This window comes from uncultured Gemella sp. (assembly GCF_963525875.1).
Classification (GTDB): Bacteria; Bacillota; Bacilli; order Staphylococcales; family Gemellaceae; genus Gemella.
In genome coordinates this window covers 1-4,799 of record NZ_CAURMG010000068.1, presented here as the reverse complement: position 1 = coordinate 4,799, position 4,799 = coordinate 1, and the positions used below count along the sequence as shown (strand labels likewise).

Genomic DNA, 4,799 nt, shown 5'->3' with positions numbered 1-4,799 from the left:
TATAAGAAAAAATATAAATATAAAATGGATAAACTTAAACAAAAAGAAAGAAGAAAATTTGCTAAACGTAGCAATAGAGCAAATAGAGGTAAATAATGAAGAACTTAAAAATTGGATCACATGTATCAATGTCAGGAAAAGAGATGATGCTTGGTTCTGTAAAAGAAGCAGCTAGTTATGATAGCGATACTTTTATGATCTATACAGGAGCTCCTCAAAATACAAAAAGAAAACCAATTGAGGAATTGCGTATAGAAGAAGCTCATAAGCTAATGAAAGAAAAAAATATAAGTGATATTGTAGTGCATGCACCTTATATTATTAACTTAGCAAATACTATAAAACCAGAAATTTATCAACTTGCTGTTGACTTCTTGAGATTAGAGATAGAAAGAACTGAAAAAATTGGTGCTAAAAATATTGTTCTACACCCAGGGTCACACGTTAAGGCGGGAGCTGATGTAGGTATAGCAAGTATTGTTAAGGGATTAAATGAAGTTTTAACAAAAGATATGAAACCTAATATCGCTCTGGAAGTTATGGCTGGAAAAGGTAGTGAATGTGGTAGAACATTTGATGAAATTGCTCAAATTATTGATGGAGTTACACTGAATGAAAAACTAACAGTAACTTTTGATACTTGTCATGTATTTGAAGGTGGATATGATATTGTTAATGATTTAGATGGAGTACTTACAGAATTTGATAAAATAGTAGGTCTTGACAGAATTCAAGTTTTACATATTAATGATAGTAAAAATACATTAGGTGCGCATAAAGATCGCCATGAAAATATTGGATATGGTGGAATTGGATTTGATGCAATAAATAGAATTATACACCTAGAGGAATTTGCTAATATTCCTAAAATTTTAGAGACGCCTTGGTATGGTGAGAAGAAAGATATTGCACCTTATAAAGATGAAATAGCAATGTTAAGAAATAAGGCATTTGTGGACTTTAAAAAATAAAAAGTACAGGAGGTTACTTATGATTACATCAGAAGAAAAAGTTGATAAAATAATGAAGCTTTTAAAAGAAAAAGGATATAAATATACAGATAAACGAAAAGCTATGGTAGAACTATTAGTAAAAGAAGATAGATATATCAATGCAAAGTATGTATCTGAGACAGTTGGAAAGATGTATCCTGGATTGAGTTTTGATACAATATATAGAAATCTAAGTACATATGAAGAATTAGGAATTTTAGAAACAACAGAAATTAAAGGTGAAAAATATTTTAAAATAGGTTGTTTAGAACCTGATCATCACCATCATCATCATATATGTTTAGGGTGTGGCAAAGCTAAGATTATCCATGTACACGTTTGTGATGATTTGGAGATTGATGAGTTGAAAGGGTATAGAATTGATGGCCATAAATTTGAAGTCTATGGTTTATGTCCAAATTGCTTAAAAAAAGAGGATAATAAATAATGTTTGAGGGCATTTTACCAATTTATAAAGAACGTGGAATAACAAGCCATGATGTTGTGTTCAAATCTAGGAGAATTCTTCAAATGAAAAAAATAGGACATTCAGGAACATTAGATCCAGAGGTCGATGGAGTATTGTTGTTATTACTTGGTGGTGCTACTAAAGTTAGTGATTATGCTATGGATTTAGGAAAAAGTTATAGAGCTGAAGTATGCCTAGGCTTGAAAACAACAACTGAAGATTTTACTGGAGAGATTGTAGAGGAATGTAGAGTAAGTAATATCAATGTAGAAGAAATTAAAAATATTTTACAGTCTATGATTGGTGAAATAGAACAAAAACCACCGATTTATTCGGCTATTAAAGTAAATGGTAGAAAACTATATGAATATGCTAGAAAAGGACAATTTGATGTAGAAATTCCAACGAGAAAAGTAAATATATATGATATTACTTTTATTGAGAATAGTGAATACTATAAAGATGATAAGTTTTATTTTTCTATAGATATAGATTGTGGTAAAGGAACATATGTTAGAACAATTGCAACTAGTATTGGAGAAAAACTTAATTTACCTAGTACGATGAGTAAATTAACAAGAACTAGAAGCGGGGAAATAACTTTAGAAAATTGCTTAAAACTATCTGAGGTGGAACAAAAAGTCCAAGAAGGAAATTTAGAACAAAGTCTTTTAAGAAAAGAATATGCTCTAGAAGAGTATCAATTTGTAGAAATACCAAAGTATAGAGCACAACAGGTAATGAACGGATTAAGGTTTAGAAAAAATCAATTTCCGGATTATGATTTTACGAATGGAATAGTTTTTACATATGAGAATGAGGCGATAGCAATTTATCATCTTAAAGACAAAGAAGATGAGTTATTATCTGTGAAAACAACATTTCCAAAAATAATAGAGTAGGTAGATGAAGATGGAAATATTTAATATTTCGAAATTTGATGAAATAAAAAGAGATGAAAATAAAAGAGTAGCAGCTTTAGGGTTCTTTGATGGAATACATAAAGCTCATCAAAATATAATAGGTGAAGCTATAGAGGAAGCTGGAGAGAAATTTAAGTCAATAGTTATAACTTTAGATAAAAGTCCAAAAGAATATTTTGGTAAAACTAGTGAGGAATCTCTTACACCGATAAACAAAAAAAATGAGCTTTTAAAAGAATTAGGTGTAGACGAGGTTTATTATTTAGAATTTAATGAACATTTACAAAATCTATCGGCTGAAGAATTTATTGAGTTAATTTTAAAAAAACTTAATGTAGAAAAAGTATTTTGTGGGTTTGATTATAGATTCGGAAATAGAGGATTAGGTACACCAGAATTAATTAAAGATAAAGGAATAGATGTAAACATTCAAAAAGAACAGCTTATAGATGGACAGAAGATATCGACAACATTGTTAAAAGAATATGTAAAAAGTGGAGATTTTATAAAGTATAAACAATATGCAGGAAGATACTATTCTATCGATGGTTTAGTTGTAAAGGGTCGACAATTGGGTAGAACTATTAATTTTCCAACGGCAAATCTTCAACTTAGTGAAAAATATTTGTTACCTGAAACAAATGGGGTATTTATTACAAAGATAAAGGTGAGAGACAAAATTTATAAATCAATTACTAATATCGGTTATAACCCAACTGTTTCAAATGAACAAAATAAAAAATTTATTGAAACGCATATATTGGATTTTGATGATGACATTTATGGCGAAAAAATTGAGATCTATTTTTATGAATTTTTAAGAAGTGAACAAAAATTTGAGAGTTTTGAACATTTAAAAGAACAGCTAAAAAAAGATAAAAAAGCGTGTGAAAATAAAGAAATTTAAAATATCTCTATATTTTAGAGTTATAACTTGAATTATTGTCGAAAATAGTGTACAATAACTTATGTTCCTTATTCGTGGTATAGAAACCCTCCAGGTTCTATACTAGGATTAAGGTCGCAAAAATAAAATTATATGGAGGAAATTGCAATGGCAGCAATTAGTCAAGAAAGAAAACAAGAAATTATCGCTCAATACCGTACTCACGAATCAGATACTGGTTCTCCAGAAGTACAAATCGCAGTATTAACTGCAGAAATCGATGCTTTAACTGAGCACTTAAACACTCACAAAAAAGATCACGCAGGTCGTCGTGGATTACTTAAAAAAGTTTTCCGTCGTCGTCACTTACTAGATTACTTAATTAAAAAAGATATCCAAAGATACCGTGAATTAATTAAATCTCTAGGATTAAGAAGATAATTTTTAAAATACTTACAGGAAAGCCGTTTGAGAGAATTCGGCTTTCCTTTTTTTATAAATGTAACGAAACATTAACTATGATTTGTAAAGCTATACTTTTTTATATCTAATTTGATATTGATATTTACACTGTTAATTCTATAATGAAAAAATAAACATTTTTTAAAATTTATCTTTAAAATTTCGGATAAAAATGCTAATATATATATATATATATTAGCATTTTTATAATAATTTTAGAAAAAAATAATATGAAAATATATAGATGAATTAATATTTTTATTCAAATGAATGCTATAGATTTAAATATAGTTATTGCAACAAAAATAGTATATGTATATAAATGGATGATAGTAATGTTAAATGTGAGTAGTTAAATATATCTACTATATACTGTTATCTAAAGAAATTTAAGGAGGAGTTATTTTGGTAGGAAAAAATAATCAATATGTAAAAAAAATAAAGCAAGGGACAAAAGTCGAGACTTACTCAATTAAAAAGTTTAAAGTAGGTATAGCATCAGTAGTTATAGGATGTAGTGTGTTTTTTGGAGCTGGAGCGGTAGCTATGGCAGGAGAACAACCTATCGTATCAACTAATACAAATGAAGAAACAAATGAGGGACTAGTAACAACATCAAGTAATAAGGAAAGTGCAATAACTTCAGCGGAACGTAATACAAAATTATTAAAGGAAGTAGAAACAACTAAGGGTGTTGTAGATATAACAAAGTTAGAAAAATTGGTAAAAGATATTGAGAAATTAAATTTAGCTGTATATACAGAAGAATCTGTAAGAGGATTAAAAGAAGAACTAGATAAAGCGAAGAAAATACTTATAATATCAAAAGATCAAAAAGAAGTAGAATCCACTTGGAAAACATTATTTATCTATAAGAACACTCGATTAAAATTAGAGAAAAAAAATAATAACCCATTAGAAGATAAAACAACAAATGGTAAAACAACAAAAGGTATTAAAGCGAAAAATACTGAACCGAACAGTACGAATATCGCAGGACATAATCATAGTGTAAATGGAACTACTTTACCTGAAGGTAGTGGACTACGAGCTGCACCAAATAATAC

At 28.6% G+C, this 4,799-nt stretch carries 6 protein-coding genes; all 6 read left to right on the top strand.

The features are described 5' to 3' along the window. Positions 1–95: 95 nt before the first annotated feature. Positions 96–971, top strand: a complete 876-nt coding sequence (locus RWQ73_RS07655) for a deoxyribonuclease IV (RefSeq protein ID WP_314397540.1) — start codon at positions 96–98, stop codon at positions 969–971. A 19-nt stretch (positions 972–990) separates the two neighbouring features. After that, on the top strand, positions 991–1,440 hold the full coding sequence (locus tag RWQ73_RS07650; RefSeq protein ID WP_314407777.1) for a Fur family transcriptional regulator: 450 nt from the start codon (positions 991–993) through the stop codon (positions 1,438–1,440). Further along, positions 1,440–2,363: a tRNA pseudouridine(55) synthase TruB gene (gene truB / locus RWQ73_RS07645; protein WP_314407775.1), complete on the top strand. Its 924-nt coding sequence runs from the start codon at positions 1,440–1,442 to the stop codon at positions 2,361–2,363. The genes RWQ73_RS07650 and truB overlap by 1 nt, the downstream gene beginning before the upstream one ends. A gap of 10 nt (positions 2,364–2,373) precedes the next feature. After that, positions 2,374–3,291, top strand: a complete 918-nt coding sequence (locus RWQ73_RS07640; RefSeq protein WP_314086064.1) for a bifunctional riboflavin kinase/FAD synthetase — start codon at positions 2,374–2,376, stop codon at positions 3,289–3,291. A 147-nt stretch (positions 3,292–3,438) separates the two neighbouring features. Further along, the gene (gene rpsO / locus RWQ73_RS07635) at positions 3,439–3,711 is read left to right on the top strand and encodes a 30S ribosomal protein S15 (protein WP_314086061.1); all 273 of its coding nucleotides are present in this window, start codon (positions 3,439–3,441) and stop codon (positions 3,709–3,711) included. A gap of 426 nt (positions 3,712–4,137) precedes the next feature. Then, positions 4,138–4,799: YSIRK-type signal peptide-containing protein (locus RWQ73_RS07630; RefSeq protein WP_314407773.1), on the top strand; the 662-nt coding region annotated here is incomplete at its 3' end.